This window comes from Nitrosospira sp. Nsp2 (genome assembly GCF_003050965.1).
Lineage (GTDB): Bacteria > Pseudomonadota > Gammaproteobacteria > Burkholderiales > Nitrosomonadaceae > Nitrosospira.
Map to the genome: position 1 here is coordinate 37,520 of NZ_QAOU01000004.1, position 14,368 is coordinate 51,887.

Consider the following 14,368-nt stretch of genomic DNA (forward strand, 5'->3'; position numbering starts at 1 on the left):
GGTAATTCTCAAACATCGGGCGTAGAATGCGGGCGATTATTGCAGGGCAGCCAAGGCCGCATCATAGTTAGGCTCATCCTTGATTTCAGGCACGAGCTCACTATGGATTACCTTGTTGTTTTCATCCAGCACGATCACAGCGCGAGCCGTGATGCCGCCCAGTGGACTATCGGTTATCGCGACGCCGTAATTTTTCATGAACTCCGACCCCCGCATGGTTGAAAGCGGCACAACCTTATCCAGTCCTTCGATATCGCAAAAGCGGCTCATCGCGAATGGCAAGTCAGCGGCAATGATCAGTACAACTGTGTTGTCCATATTGCTGGCTTTTTCGTTAAATTTGCGCGTGGACATGGCACAGACGGGAGTGTCGAGACTTGGAACGATATTGAGTACTTTTTTCTTGCCGGCAAAATCGGCCAGCGTAACATCCTTCAGGTCCCGGTTCACCAGTGAGAAATCCGAAGCTTTATCGCCTGCTTTCGGAAAAGTACCTTCGACTTTAATGGGATTGCCGGCTAGAGTAACCATGCTGTTCTCCTTGCTTTCGGTGGTTAATGGATGATAGAGCGAAACAAATTATATGGTCAGCCGTTGATAGCTTTTTTCAAGTGTTCGGCATAATTTTCGAGATCGGAAGAGGTTTTCGTCTCGGTGGCGCACACAAGCATCGCACTGCCAAGGTCCGGATAAAAGTCCTCAAGGTTCAAGCCGCCTAGTATCCGCTCGCCTCTGAGTTTGTCGAGCACCTCCCCGGCGGGAGCGGGCAGTGATATTACTGCTTCATGGAACATCGGGCCGTTGAAAACTCTTTTTACTCCCGCCACCGTTTCCAATTTTTCCACCAGGGCAAGCGTGTTGGCATGCGATTGGGTAGCGATTCGGCGCAAGCCTTCTGGCCCCACCAGCGCCATATAAATGGTGGCGGCCGTGACCATCAGGCCTTGGTTGGTGCATATATTGGAAGTGGCTTTGGACCGCCGGATGTGTTGCTCGCGCGCCTGAAGCGTAAGCACAAAGCCGGGCTTGCCTTCCTGGTCCTTGGTACGTCCGATGATCCGTCCGGGCATCTGGCGCACCAGCGCCTGCTTGCAGGCCATGAAACCGAAATAGGGTCCCCCGCTCGATAGTGGGATTCCCAATGGCTGCCCTTCACCAACCGCAATATCCGCGCCCTTTTCGCCCCATTCGCCGGGAGGGGTGAGGACCGCCAGCGCCGTCGGATTGACGACTCCGATGGCCAATGCACTTTTGCTATGCGCCCAATCGGTAAGCGCATCGACATCTTCGAGCACGCCGAAAAAGTTCGGTTGGGGGATGACGAGCGCCGCAAAGTCTTCTTTGCCAAACTCATCCAAAGCATCCGCATGGGTCTGGCCCGACTGCCGCGAATAAGGCACTTCAACTACATCAATGCCCTGATTCGCCACAATCGCGCGCACAACGCGACGATAGATAGGGTGAACAGTAGCAGGAATCAGGATGCGACGCGCCGACTTGTGGGAGCGCACCGCCATCAATGCCGCCTCCGCCAGGGCAGACGCGCCATCGTACATGCTGGCATTGGACACATCCATTCCAGTCAGCGAGGCCATCATCGTCTGGTACTCATACAGCAGTTGCAGCGTACCTTGGCTGGCCTCGGCCTGATAAGGGGTATACGAAGAATAGAACTCGCCGCGCGTCGTGATTTGCCACACCGCCGCCGGAATATGATGCTCATAGGCGCCCGCACCGATGAAGCTGAGGTAACGCCCATCCGCTTCCGCGCGCTCCAGCATTAAGCGTGTGATGTCCATTTCGCTCATACCTGGCGGGACCTGTTTCAGGCCCCCACTTATCAGCGACGGCGGAATCTCATCGAACAGCTCATCAATGGTGTTTGCGCCAATGCTCGCGAGCATTGCGGAGATATCTTCTTCAGTATGGGGAATGAACGGCATGGTTTGATCTGAAACTCATAAAATAAACGGGTGAAAGGCGCAAGCGTGCAGACCCGGGCGTGGGCCCGTCCGGTTCCTGCTTTCCTTGCGAATGATCAGTGGTCTTCGCTTTCAATAAGATTTTGATAACCGGCGGCGTCGAGGAGGTTATCCAGATCAGATACATTGTCGGGCTTTAGCTTGAAAAGCCATGCTGCATAGGCGTCTTCGTTGATCTTCTCGGGGGCCGATTCAAGCTCTGGGTTAACGGCTGTTACTTCTCCCGCGATGGGGGCGTACGCATCTGCTGCCGCTTTAACCGACTCGACCACGGCGCATTCTTCACCCTGCTTGAGTTTACGTCCTACTGCCGGCGTTTCTACGAACACCATATCGCCCAGTAATTCTTGCGCATGCTGGGTAATTCCAACAGTCGCGGTGCCGTCATCTTCGAGCCTCACCCATTCGTGGGATTTGGTGTACTTGAAATTGCTTGGAATACTCATGTTTTCGCTCCAGAATTAAACGAGATTGGCTAGAGGTTGGCTACTAAGCCACATCCATCAGAATTTTGCCATTGCGCACGAACGGATACTTCACGATCTTCGCACGCAGTGCCTTGTCACGCACTGCTACTTGTACTTCGTCTCCGGGGGATACGTTCAGCGGCAAGCGCGCCAGTGCAATGGATTTGTTCAGTGTGGGGGAAAACCCGCCACTCGTGATTTCGCCTTCGCCTTCATTCTGCGCATGCGTCGCTGCGACTTTCTGATGACTGCGGAGCACGCCACGATCAGTCAGAACGAGGCCGATCAGCTGCTTCTTTACCGGTGCTTCCAGAAGCGCCTTTTTACCGATAAAGTCGCGATCGGTTTTCAAATCAACGGTCCAGCCCAATCCTGATTCCAGCGGATTAGTGGTTTCATCCATATCCTGACCATAGAGGTTCATGCCGGCCTCGAGCCGCAACGTGTCACGCGCGCCGAGTCCTGCCGGCACTACACCAGCGGCATATAAGGCGTTCCAGAACTCTGCCGCGTCTGTCGACGGAAGCATGATTTCGAAGCCGTCCTCGCCGGTATAGCCAGTACGCGCGATGAAATACTTATCTACGAGTTTTGCCTGGAACAGCTTCAGCTGTTCGGTTTCGGCCTGCGCTCCGGGAATGACCTTCCAAACCTTGACGCGGGCATTCGGCCCCTGAATCGCGATCATCGCGAGATCACGACGCGGAGTAATCGCCAGCCCCGGCGCAAACTCATCCCGTTGGGCCTGCATCCACGCCATATCCTTGTCTGCCGTGCCCGCGTTCACGACCATGCGAAAATGCGACTCCGTCATAAAGTAAATGATGAGATCGTCTATTACTCCGCCTTGGGGATTGAGCATGCAGGAGTAGAGTGCTTTGCCCGGCTGTGTCAGTTTATCTATATTGTTTGCGACCAGCCGTCGAAGGAAAGCACGCGCGTCTTGACCTTCTATATCCACGGCAAGCATATGAGAAACGTCAAACATGCCCGCATCACTTCGCACCTTATGATGTTCATCAAGCTGTGACCCGTAATGGAGAGGCATATCCCAGCCGCCGAAGTCGACCATCTTGGCCATCATGTCGCGGTGAGTTTGATTGAGAGCGGTTGTTTTCAAAGATCGATACCTCAAAAAAAGGGGTGAAGTCATGTTTATGACTTCACCCCTCTGTCCTTTTTACCTGAGAGATTTCGGAAGTTCTGTTCCGTATGCCCCTTCGGTGGCCGAACGCAACATCGGCACTCTCCAGATTGCCTTTCGCAAGCAGTTCTCAAGGATCAAAACGACGTGATCTACGCCTGAGCGATTCCGGGGGGTTGCGCCTTCGGCGGCGACGATATAACTGACGCGCTCTTCCGCTTGGAAAAATATGGCAGAACTTGAACTATACTCCACCCACCGGTATCAAGACAAGGCATTTTGTTTATGTTCCGGGTTAGCTCGAGCTTGAAGCAAATGCACCGGCAGGCATTCGCTGTGTCAACGCTCGTTTGCCCCGGCAAAGGTGTCCCTATATCCGTTTTTGAATTTATAGTGAATAATTGCTCAGGCCGCTGCGCGCGGGGAGGACCGGTATAAGGGTTTTCCCACAAAACGACGCCGAGCGATAATCCGAATGCGAGGCATGATGTATCTTAGCCACTTTGGACTCTCTGAACACCCATTCAACCATCGGACAGGCAGCAATTTTTTTTTCGAGGGAGGCAATCGGGGCGCGACGTTGGATGCGCTGATTTACCTGCTTACGCGTGGCGAGGGAGGTGAGGGCATTGTAAAGGTGATCGGCGAGGATGGCAGCGGCAAAACGACGCTGTGCCGGTTATTGATGCAAAGATTGCCCCCCAGCGTGGAGCTCATATATTTAGCCCAACAAAATTTGTCCAGAGAAGTGTTCCTCCATACCCTATCGGAAAAACTGGGTTTTGAATCAAGCGGAAGCCGTGCCATTCCTGCTCCCGCTGTGAATGGAATGAATGAACCGGAAGATGAGCTCCAGCGCGTGCTGACCCAGATGCTCTCCATGGGCGCCCAGATCGTGCTATTAATCGATGAGGCCCATGCGTTGCCCGAGGAAACGCTGGAAGCGTTGGAGACGTTATCCGAACGGCAGTCGCGTCACAAGGCTCTTCGAATTATCCTCGTCGGTCGAACCCGACTCGATGAGACGCTTGCTTTGCCACAAATGCGCAAGGTCAGGGATCAGGTAACTCATCACTTTTCCTTGCAACCATTTACCGCTAAAGTGGTGAAGAACTATCTGACATGGCGGCTGTGCGCAGTTGGTTATCGTGGTTCCGATATATTCGTTCCTCGGGCCATAAGGTTGATCACGATGGCCTCCTGGGGGCGTATTCCGCAATTGGACGTACTTGCGACCAATTCGCTTCGGGTAGCATATGCCGACCAAAGCCCGGTAATTGACGCAAGCCACGTCAAGGCAGCAATCAAGGATGTAGGAATCAAGCACGGTCTTAGCTGGCGAAATTGGCGTCTTGCGCAGGATTTGCCCGATCGTCGCAGAGGCGGTGCGGGGGCGGTTTTATCCGTAATGCCTTTGGCGGCGGCCGCCCTGCTGGGCTGGAATGTTTTGCGAAGTCCTGCTACGAGTAATTCCGCTGCGACTGCTCCGGTGCCGTTCGAGGCGTCCGCATCCGCGCCGCTTCTGGCCCCTGTTCCTTCCTCCGCCTATCCGTCAACAGTAACAGGTGTCATTTCCAGTTCTCCGCCTTCAGCCACGGCTGCAGTGGTTCCATCCAATGTCGCAGCGGAGACGAAGGCACACGTGCTGGTACCTACTCCTGACAAGCAGCCCGCCCCAGCTGTGCAACATAGCACCACAGCTTCTATTGGAGGAGTGAAATTAACAGGGTACGAGTTGCTGGAGCAGCGCGTTGAGGCGACTGCAAAAGCGTTCGGCACGACAGCTCGAGACGCTTACACGATCCAGCTTTTTTCCACCGACAACGTGCAGCCCGACAGAATGGAGCGATTTCTCTCAAGGGCCCGCAGTTTGGTGGACTTATCCGATCTGTATGTTTACCCGGTAACGAATGGCGGCAAGGCCAAATTTAGAGTCACATATGGCGTTTATGCGAGCCGCGACCAGGCGACCGCAGCAGTAGCCGTGCTCCCGGAAAAATACCAAGCGTCGTTTCAGCCGGAAATTTACGCCGTGAGCGAAATAAATTGACTACCTGGGTCTGTAAACCTATCTCCGATTCGATCTGCATGCTTTACTGACGGGTTGTTTACAGATACGAAAAATGGTTTCCAAAGCGTTCACCATTTTCTAGGCCTCCCACTTCACGGAAAGAAGAACGCCTAATGTTACAATGGCCATAGCACGACTAACGTCATATTGATTAGATGCCTGCCCCTCATCTTTCTGCTGCCCTGAGCGATCCAATTCTGGACTTGGAGAGATGCATCCTGGATGCGATGCCTTCGGTCGAGCATTGGCTCCGCAATCAATGGCAGAAGCACGCGGTGCCATTTTATTGTTCGATCGATCTGCGCAACAACGGTTTCAAACTGGCGCCCGTGGACACCAACCTGTTTCCCGGTGGTTTCAATAATCTCAACCCTGAGTTCATGCCGCTTTGTGTACAGGCAATGCTGGCGGCGGTTGAGAAAATATGCGCAGCGGCGCGTCGCATCCTGCTGATTCCCGAAAGTCACACCCGAAGTATTTATTATCTGGAGAACGTCGCCACGCTAGTTGCCATCATGCGTCATGGGGGGTCGATATCCGTATCGGTTCGCTGCTGCCGGAGATTACGGAGGCGACCGAGATCAAGGGTGGGGATGGGAGCAAGCTCACGCTGGAACCGATTCAATGCCAGGGCAATCGCCTTATGCTGGACGGATTCGACCCATGCGCCGTGCTCCTTAACAATGACCTTTCGACAGGTGTGCCGGCAATTCTGCAAGACCTCGAGCAGGTACTCATCCCCCCTTAATGCGGGATGGGCGGCACGACGCAAATCCAGGCATTTCAGCGCTTACGATAACGTGGCGCGCGAATTCGGCGGATTGATTGGCATCGATCCATGGCTCATCAATCCGTACTTTGCCTCGTGCGGAAAAATCGATTTCCGCGAGAAGAAAGGTGAAGATTCCGTTGCGAGCACCGTGGATGAAATTCTGCGTGATATTCGCGAAAAATATGCCGAATACGGCGTCAAGGAGGACCCTTTCGTCATTGTCAAGGCTGACGCCGGCACTTATGGAATGGGCATTATGACGGTTAAGGACGGTGCCGAAGTGCGTACGCTCAACCGTAGGCAGCGCAACAAAATGGCAGTAGTAAAAGAAGGCTTGCAAGTGACAGAAGTGATGGTGCAGGAAGGGGTATACACCTTCGAACGGGTCAACGAAGCCGTCGCTGAACCGGTCATATATATATGGTAGATCGCTACGTCGTGGGCGGGTTCTACAGGGTACATAAAGGCCGAGGTATCGATGAAAACCTTAATGCCCTGGGTATGCAGTTCGTGCCGCCCGCTTTTGAAGACACATGCCTGTTGCGGCATCGGGAGCCGCGGCCGGGCTGCGGAGCCAACCTGTTCTACGCTTACGGCGTAATAGCCCGGTTGGCGTTGCTGGCGGCGGTGCAGGAGCTGGAAAAAAGCCCGATCCCCACTAGCGCCATTATTGAATATGCGAAGCAGGATAAGCTTCCTCCCCCACTTTTAAGCTCAGTTGAGGGTCTTTGCGATGCATTGGTCAATACGACCCTTTTGTGGCGATGAGTTCTGTTTACACCGAGCGACACGAGTTTTAGAAATTGTCGTTCAGGAGGAGACGGCTCACATGGCTGCAGGAGGCGCACGCGTTGCCCTGGTTGGGGAAAGCATACTCGTGCCATAAATGGATAATAACCGGGGAGGCTCATGGTGATGGAACTCGCTTTTATTCTCGACCACCTCGATTCAATCAAGACTTACAAAGACTCAAGCTTTGCCATGATGCGCGAGGCGGTGTTCCGCGGCCACAAGCTCTTCGCTATGCAACAAGGCGATTTGGCGTGGAGCAGGGGGGAAGCGTTTGGACTCGCGCGCGCGTTGGAGTTAACCGGGGACAAAGATGAGGCACGTCGCTGGTATCGTGTCGATGAGCCGGAGGAAATTCCACTGCGGCAGTTTGACGTGGTGTTAATGCGCAAGGATCCGCCTTTTGATATGGAGTATGTCTATAGTACCTATTTGCTCGAATTAGCCGAAAATTCCGGTGCTCATGTCATCAATAGCCCCCGGGCGGTGCGGGATCATAACGAAAAGCTCGCGATAGCAAAGTTTTCCCAATACACCCCCCCTACGCTCGTCACCAGGCAAGAATACCTGATCCGCGATTTTCTTGAAGAACACGGCGATATCGTGCTCAAACCGCTGGACGGCATGGGGGGGGCGAGTGTGTTTCGCATCCACCGCGCGGACCACAACATAGGGGTAATTATAGAAACCTTGACCCATTACGGCATGCGCACGATTATGGCTCAGCGGTACGTCCCGGAAATCACTCGCGGTGACAAGCGTATTTTGCTCATAGCAGGCAAAGCTGTGCCCTACAGTCTCGCCCGCATTCCCCGGCCGGGGGAATCGCGTGGCAACCTCAACGTGGGTGCTACGGGAGTCGCGCAGCCGCTTACCGAACGCGATCGGGAAATTGCAGATGCGTTGGGCCCGGTCTTGGCGGATAGCGGTTTGATGCTGGTTGGGCTGGACGTGATAGGGGATTATCTCACCGAGATCAATGTCACCAGCCCGACGTGCATGCGGGAAATCGAGGACCAGACCGGTTTCAACGCCGCGGGGATGATGATGGATGCGCTCGAAGAAATGTTTAGCTGACGTGGTTTACCTCATATAGGAAGGAGTCCGTTTCCAACATGATCGGAATTTTAATTATCTCTCACGGTAGTCTCGGCGATAGTCTTGTGCATTGCGCTAATCACGTGCTGGGAGATAAAGCGCCCCGCTTGATGGAGCTGAGTATTACCACCAAGGACGATCCCGATGTTGCCGAAGAGAGGGCACGAAAATTGATTCAACAGCTCGACGTTGGAGATGGGGTGCTGATGCTATGTGATATTTGCGGTGCCACCCCTTGCAATATAGCGACCCGGTTGGTTGTTCCAGGCCGAGTGGAGTGTCTCGCCGGGGTAAACCTGCCGATGCTGGTGCGGGCCCTTACGTACCGCAATGAACCGCTGGCAATGGTAGCGGAGAAGGCATTGAACGGCGCCAGGGATGGTGTTATCCGTCTTTCTCCGACAGGAGCGCAGGATGCAGTATAAAGAGGTGAAGATAGAAAACAAATTAGGGCTGCATGCGCGTGCTTCGGCAAGGCTCACGCAGCTTGCCTCCCGCTACCGCAGCGACGTGTGGTTGTCGAGAAATGAACGCAAAGTTAATGCGAAAAGCATTATGGGCGTGATGATGCTGGCGGCAAGCCAGGGGGTCACGTTGGGAATAGAAACGACCGGCGTAGACGAGATTGAAGCGATGCAGGCGCTGGTCAGCCTGATCGAGGGTCGTTTTGGAGAAAGTGAATGAGCTTTGCGTTATATGGGGTGGGTGTTTCCGGAGGCATCGCGATAGGGCGTGCCCATCTCGCCTCCCACGCTGCTCTGGAAGTGGCCCATCATACGGTGCCGAAGGATCAGGTCAGTAACGAGATAGCCCGGCTCGACACCGCTTTCAGCGCCGTTCGTGAAGAGCTTGAGGCGTTACATGCATCGGTAGTAAGCGGTCCGGCAGCTGCGGAGTACGGCGCATTCCTCGATTTGCACCGCATGATCCTCGACGATCCCACGCTTTCCACCGCGGCCAAAACGTACATTGCCCAAAACCAGTGTAACGCCGAGTGGGCTATTACACAGCAGATGGAAGTGCTTATGGCGCAGTTCGAGGAGATTGAGGATCCGTATCTCCGCGAACGGAAAACTGACGTGATTCAGGTAGTCGAGCGGGTTCTGAAAGTTCTGCTGGGGCACCCCGGTTATGTGCCTGTGCAACCCAAGCGGGACGGCGACAGCATCCTGGTTGCTCATGATTTGAGTCCCGCCGATGTGATTCAGTATAAGCAGCATGCATTTACCGCATTCCTTACCGATTTGGGAGGCTTGACGTCGCATACGGCAATTGTCGCGCGCAGTCTTAACATCCCCTCCATTGTGGCACTTCACCTTGCGCGCCGACTCATCCGCGACAATGACGTTCTGATAGTAGACGGGGGACAAGGCGTAGTGATCGTCGATCCCGACGAACACGTATTGTCGGAGTACCGGCTGCGTCAGAGCCAGCTTGAACTAGAAAAGCAGAAGCTGAAGCGCCTTAAAACTACAATTGCGGCGACACTTGATGGCACAGTGATAGAGTTATATGCAAACATCGAATTACCCCAGGATGTTGAACAAGTAAAAGAAAACGGGGCCACCGGGATCGGTCTGTTTCGTAGCGAGTTCCTGTTTCTCAATCGCGCGAGTTTGCCCGACGAGGATGAGCAATTCGAGGCCTACCGCATCGTAGCGCGTAAAATGCGGGGTTTACCGGTTACGATTCGGACGTTCGATCTGGGTGCGGACAAAAATCTTGACAGCGCCAAGCGCGTGGCCGCGAATCCAGCGCTGGGGTTGCGCGCAATACGGTTATGTCTGGCTGAACCGCAGATGTTCAATACGCAGCTACGTGCAATTTTGCGCGCCTCGCGGTACGGGCAGATTCGTATTCTGGTACCGATGCTCTCCAGCATTTCAGAAATCACCCAGACATTGCACCTGATAGAGAACGCCAAGCAAAGCTTGCGTAACGACAGGATTCCTTTCGATGAGAAGATCCAGGTCGGTGGAATGATAGAAATTCCTGCGGCAGCGCTGTGTTTGGATATGTTCATGCGCAAGCTGGATTTCCTGTCCATCGGCACCAATGATTTGATTCAATATACGCTCGCGATAGACCGTGCTGACGACACCGTGGCATATCTCTACGACTCGTTGCACCCGGCAGTGCTGCGTCTGGTGGCTCATATCATAAGAAGTGCCAACCGAACGGGAACGCCCGTAGCGGTGTGCGGCGAGATTGCAGGGGATATCGTGTTTACCCGGCTGCTGCTGGGTTTTGGGCTCCGAATGTTTTCAATGCATCCGGCACAACTGCTCACGGTGAAACGAGAAGTCTTAAGAACTAATCTGCCGGATATCATCGCGCTGGCACAAAAGATTCTTAAAGCCGATGATCCGGACAGAACGCACACGTTACTCGCCAAGCTGAATAGCTGACATCCCGCTGATAATTTGTCTCTGCGGCGAAAAAAAGCGCGACTGCGCGAGTGGCAATGCATGCAACATTTTTCGCCGGCCAGTGAAATTGGTGAGCTTGTGCTCGCAGTTGGATTTTTTAGGGCTTGTTTGACTATAATTGCCGGTCACATGTCGTCCCGGACTATCACATACTATTTGCCTTATATCAGCTCGATGACGTAAAAGTAAAAAACCCAAAACCATTTATTGTTATTTTTTTTGAGCGCCGCCCCAAAACACCGTTTAATTTGCATATACAGCACCGGCAACACTCCTGAAGAAAACGCTTTCACGTTAATGCAAGATCCTAATTCGACCGGTATCGTTACACCGCAAATCGCCCATTTCAATGCACCTCTGCACTTGAAGAGCGGAGCCGTACTCGACAACTACCAGTTGGTATATGAAACCTACGGTGAACTCAACGCGGCCAAGTCCAACGCCGTGCTGATCTGCCATGCGCTATCCGGCAATCATCACTTGGCGGGCGTTTATGAAGACAGCCCCAAGAGCGTGGGATGGTGGAACAACATGATTGGCGCCGGCAAGTCCATTGATACCGAGAAGTTTTTCGTGATTGGAGTGAACAATTTCGGCGGGTGTCATGGTTCAACCGGCCCCGCCAGTATCAATGTAAAAACCGGCAAATGTTATGGCGCTGACTTTCCAGTGGTTACGGTAGAAGACTGGGTGCAGGCGCAGGCTCGGCTAGCCGACTATCTTGGCATCGAACAGTTCGCCGCGGTGGCGGGTGGCAGTCTTGGGGGTATGCAGGCATTGCAGTGGGCACTCGATTTTCCCCAAAGGGTGCGGCACGCTCTGGTTATTGCCGCTGCCGCGAAGTTGACCGCCCAGAATATCGCGTTCAACGACGTCGCCCGCCAAGCAATCATTACCGATCCGGATTTTTACGGTGGAGACTACTATTCGCATGGAGTAGTGCCCCGCCGGGGCCTTCGGCTTGCCCGCATGCTGGGGCATATTACGTACTTGTCGGATGACTCCATGGCAGCCAAATTCGGGCGGGAGTTGCGTAACGGCGTGCTTGCGTTCGGCTACGATGTGGAGTTTGAAATAGAATCATATCTCCGCTATCAGGGTGACAAGTTTGCTGACCAGTTCGACGCCAACACCTATCTGTTGATGACAAAGGCGCTGGATTATTTCGACCCCGCATTCGAGCACAATAACGATCTCAGTGCCGCATTTCGTGTGGCGAAGGCTAATTTCTTGGTGCTTTCTTTTACTACCGACTGGCGTTTTTCGCCCGAGCGCTCGCGTGCCGTCGTGAGAGCATTGCTGGATAACGAGCTTAACGTCAGTTATGCAGAGATTACGTCCAGTCACGGACATGACTCCTTCCTGATGGAAGACCGTCATTATCACAAACTGGTGCGGGCATACATGGACAATATTGCTAGATGACACAATTTCCCGTTACGCAGCCCCTTCTCGAGCAGAATTTTGAAGGCATGAATGAATTGACTGTGCCCTCGTCTCCCGTTTCCAGGCCGGATTTCGCCGTCATTGCAGAGTGGGTGAAACCGGGCGCGAAAGTGCTCGACCTGGGGTGCGGGGATGGATCGCTGCTGTGTTTTTTACGCGATGCTCGTAACATTCGCGGCTATGGGGTGGAAATTGACGACTCGAATGTGTTGGCCTGCTTCAGTAATGGAGTAAACGTAATTCAGAGTGATCTCGAGTCAGGGCTGCAAAGTTTTGAATCGGATTCGTTCGACTACGTAGTTCTGTCACAAACCCTGCAGGCGGTAAAACATACCGAAGGCATCATTAAAGAGATGTTGCGGGTCAGCAAGGAAGGAATCGTCTCGTTTCCCAATTTCGGATATTGGAGAAATCGATTGCAAGTCTTGGCTGGCCACATGCCTGTGTCCGAAACGCTGCCCTATCAGTGGTTTGACACGCCGAACATTCACAACTGCACGCTTGGAGACTTTGAAGAATTCTGTCGCCAGCACGGCGCGCGCATTCTCGAACGCAGGGTCATGAATGGGGGGCGTCAAATTACCCTGCTACCAAATTCATTAGGGATGCTAGCCTTTTACCGTTTTGAACAGCAGAAGTAGTGGACGCACTAGGCTATATCAGGGGGCTTAGCGGACTCGAATCTCGCCCGGCCGGCCAGCCATACCAGCGCGAGCACGGGAACGCCCAGTAGCGCAGTGGCGGTAAAAAAGCTGGCATAACCGTAGGCATCGACGAAGTCTCCGCTGAATCCAGCGATAAATTTTGGCAATAACAGCATCACCGAACTGAAAAGTGCGTATTGCGTAGCGGAATAAGCCGAATTGGTTAGTCCGGAGAGATAGGCAATAAAGGCGGAAGAAGCGATTCCGCCCGAAAGATTATCGGCAGAGATGGTGAATATCAGTCCTGTCAGGTCATGGCCGCGTTGGCTGAGCCAGACAAATAGCAAATTTGTCGTGGCTGATAACACCGCTCCCAGAAAGAGCGTGCGCATGATGCCAATTTTTGCTATCAGCACCCCGCCTATGGCCGCGCCGGCGATCGTCATCATGACGCCATAAACCTTGGAGACGGTCGCGACCTCATCCTTTGTATATCCCATATCGACATAGAAAGGATTGCTCATGACACCCATTACCACATCCGAAATTCGGTACATGGCAATCAGGCCCAGGATCAGAAATGCGTGTCCACCATGACGCACGATAAAGTCCCGGAACGGCGCCACCACTGCGCCATACAGCCAGGCTAACAGTTGCGCGAGCCGGACGTTCAGATTCCAGTGCGCAATGGCTTCCCTGGCGCGATCTTCGTTTTCCGAGATCAGGCGGTTAACGGGAACGTCCGGCTCGCGGATGATGAGCGTCGTAACAATCCCGACCGCCATAAATGCGGCCATGGCGAGGTAGGCGGTACGCCATGGAGCATAGACATAGGTGGTGGCTGACGGGTCAACCGCTGCGGCAATCCAAAGCGCTCCAGCAGAAGCCAGAATCATCGCCATGCGATAACCGGCCTGATAGGTGGCTGCCATCGCTCCTTGAAGCCGCGGTGCTACGGCCTCGATCCGATACGCGTCAAGCGCAATATCCTGAGTCGCTGAAGCGAAAGCGACTGCCAGGGCGAAAAATACGGTATGGGTCAGGTTCTCAACCGGATCAGTCGACGCCATGCCCACCAACGCGGCGGCAATAACAACTTGAGATAGTAGAAGCCAGGCACGCCGCCGCCCCAGCAGGCGGGTTAATAGTGGTAGTCGCAGGCGGTCCACCAGCGGCGACCACATCCATTTAATACCATAAGCCAGCCCGATCCAGCTCAGGTGACCGATAGTTGAGCGATCGATTCCCGCTTCTCGTAACCAGAAGGAAAGGGTGCCCATTACCAGCAACAGCGGTAATCCGGCCGAAAAACCAAGCGATAGCATACCCAACACCCGCGGGTGGGTGTATATGCGAAAAGCGTGAAGCCAGCTGGACAGCGCCGTTGACATTATCGTCGAGGGCGTATTCGGGCGGCGCAGGAGCTATCCAGCACACTGTTGACAGAAGGTTCACCGCCGTGCGGAGAAACTATGGGAGGTAAATATGAGTCTCCCGTATCGCAGACTCTTGGTCCAGTTGTGCGC

The 14,368-nt window shown here is 53.9% G+C and carries 12 protein-coding genes, 1 pseudogene and 1 riboswitch; of the genes and pseudogenes, 8 read left to right on the forward strand and 5 right to left on the reverse strand.

All coding sequences use genetic code 11. The annotated features are described in order from the left end of the window. Positions 1 to 36: 36 nt before the first annotated feature. The 4 genes from tpx to gcvT all read right to left on the reverse strand — a co-directional run bounded on the left by tpx (position 37) and on the right by gcvT (position 3,602). Positions 37 to 531: a thiol peroxidase gene (gene tpx / locus C8R31_RS10025; protein ID WP_107693938.1), complete on the reverse strand. Its 495-nt coding sequence runs from the start codon at positions 529 to 531 to the stop codon at positions 37 to 39. 56 nt (positions 532 to 587) lie between these two features. Continuing rightward, positions 588 to 1,943, reverse strand: a complete 1,356-nt coding sequence (gene gcvPA, locus C8R31_RS10030) for an aminomethyl-transferring glycine dehydrogenase subunit GcvPA (protein ID WP_107693939.1) — start codon at positions 1,941 to 1,943, stop codon at positions 588 to 590. Between the two features lie 95 nt (positions 1,944 to 2,038). After that, positions 2,039 to 2,428, reverse strand: a complete 390-nt coding sequence (gcvH, locus tag C8R31_RS10035; RefSeq protein WP_107693940.1) for a glycine cleavage system protein GcvH — start codon at positions 2,426 to 2,428, stop codon at positions 2,039 to 2,041. Between the two features lie 43 nt (positions 2,429 to 2,471). After that, complete coding sequence (gcvT, locus tag C8R31_RS10040; RefSeq protein WP_107693941.1) at positions 2,472 to 3,602, reverse strand: glycine cleavage system aminomethyltransferase GcvT; 1,131 nt, start codon at positions 3,600 to 3,602, stop codon at positions 2,472 to 2,474. A gap of 8 nt (positions 3,603 to 3,610) precedes the next feature. After that, positions 3,611 to 3,712: riboswitch (glycine riboswitch) on the reverse strand. A 365-nt stretch (positions 3,713 to 4,077) separates the two neighbouring features. Here gcvT and C8R31_RS10045 point away from each other — a divergent pair. The 8 genes and pseudogenes from C8R31_RS10045 to metW all read left to right on the forward strand — a co-directional run bounded on the left by C8R31_RS10045 (position 4,078) and on the right by metW (position 12,839). After that, the gene (locus C8R31_RS10045; protein WP_181320544.1) at positions 4,078 to 5,643 is read left to right on the forward strand and encodes an AAA family ATPase; all 1,566 of its coding nucleotides are present in this window, start codon (positions 4,078 to 4,080) and stop codon (positions 5,641 to 5,643) included. A gap of 176 nt (positions 5,644 to 5,819) precedes the next feature. Continuing rightward, positions 5,820 to 7,084: pseudogene (gene gshA / locus C8R31_RS10050) on the forward strand (glutamate--cysteine ligase); the annotation flags it as partial. 267 nt (positions 7,085 to 7,351) lie between these two features. Continuing rightward, on the forward strand, positions 7,352 to 8,302 hold the full coding sequence (gshB, locus tag C8R31_RS10055) for a glutathione synthase (RefSeq protein WP_107694161.1): 951 nt from the start codon (positions 7,352 to 7,354) through the stop codon (positions 8,300 to 8,302). 38 nt (positions 8,303 to 8,340) lie between these two features. Further along, entirely contained in the window at positions 8,341 to 8,748 is a 408-nt protein-coding gene (locus tag C8R31_RS10060) for a PTS sugar transporter subunit IIA (protein ID WP_107693943.1), read from the forward strand. After that, entirely contained in the window at positions 8,738 to 9,007 is a 270-nt protein-coding gene (locus tag C8R31_RS10065) for an HPr family phosphocarrier protein (RefSeq protein ID WP_107693944.1), read from the forward strand. Before C8R31_RS10060 ends, C8R31_RS10065 begins: the two co-directional genes overlap by 11 nt. After that, entirely contained in the window at positions 9,004 to 10,731 is a 1,728-nt protein-coding gene (gene ptsP, locus C8R31_RS10070) for a phosphoenolpyruvate--protein phosphotransferase (protein ID WP_107693945.1), read from the forward strand. The genes C8R31_RS10065 and ptsP overlap by 4 nt, the downstream gene beginning before the upstream one ends. A gap of 318 nt (positions 10,732 to 11,049) precedes the next feature. Beyond that, on the forward strand, positions 11,050 to 12,177 hold the full coding sequence (locus tag C8R31_RS10075; protein ID WP_107693946.1) for a homoserine O-acetyltransferase: 1,128 nt from the start codon (positions 11,050 to 11,052) through the stop codon (positions 12,175 to 12,177). Positions 12,178 to 12,224: 47 nt separating this feature from the next. Beyond that, the gene (gene metW, locus C8R31_RS10080; RefSeq protein WP_107694162.1) at positions 12,225 to 12,839 is read left to right on the forward strand and encodes a methionine biosynthesis protein MetW; all 615 of its coding nucleotides are present in this window, start codon (positions 12,225 to 12,227) and stop codon (positions 12,837 to 12,839) included. A gap of 8 nt (positions 12,840 to 12,847) precedes the next feature. Here metW and C8R31_RS10085 read toward each other — a convergent pair whose 3' ends face one another. Further along, complete coding sequence (locus C8R31_RS10085) at positions 12,848 to 14,233, reverse strand: MFS transporter (RefSeq protein ID WP_107693947.1); 1,386 nt, start codon at positions 14,231 to 14,233, stop codon at positions 12,848 to 12,850. Positions 14,234 to 14,368: the final 135 nt, after the last annotated feature.